Origin of the sequence: Bacillus sp. SIMBA_074 (assembly GCF_046534555.1) — a bacterium.
In the GTDB taxonomy this organism is placed as follows: Bacteria; Bacillota; Bacilli; order Bacillales; family Bacillaceae_G; genus Bacillus_A; species Bacillus_A mycoides.
The window spans coordinates 1-342 of record NZ_JAWRYM010000221.1 but is presented as its reverse complement, the minus strand read 5'-3'; the positions used below and the strand labels follow the sequence as shown (position 1 = coordinate 342).

Annotated in this window: 1 protein-coding gene; it reads right to left on the bottom strand. The window is 70.5% G+C overall.

The window, feature by feature from the left end:
• Positions 1-256 (bottom strand): alcohol dehydrogenase catalytic domain-containing protein (locus tag SB773_RS30585; protein WP_410593975.1); only part of this gene is annotated, 256 nt, incomplete at its 3' end.
• Positions 257-342: the final 86 nt, after the last annotated feature.

The window sequence follows — 342 nt, the reverse complement described above, 5'->3', positions numbered from 1 at the left end:
ATACACGGTCTCCCACCGAGAAACCGGTAACGCCGTCTCCGACCTCGTCCACGACCCCGGCGCCGTCCTGGTTCGGCACTTGCGGGCGGGGCAGCCGGGTCGCTCCGCTGCCCTTACGTGCCTTCCAGTCGGTCGGGTTCACGCCCGACACCTGGATGCGCACGCGCACCTCTCCGGGGCCGGCGTGCGGCTCGTCGCGCTCGCCGAGGGTCAGGACGTCCGAGTCGCCGGTGGCGGTATAGGTCACAGCCTTCATGGCACCAGCAAACCATGACCACGTCCGCGGTGCGAGGCCGCACGGGTCACCCCGCTGAGCAGGCTCCCGAGCTGATCGGAGCGGAG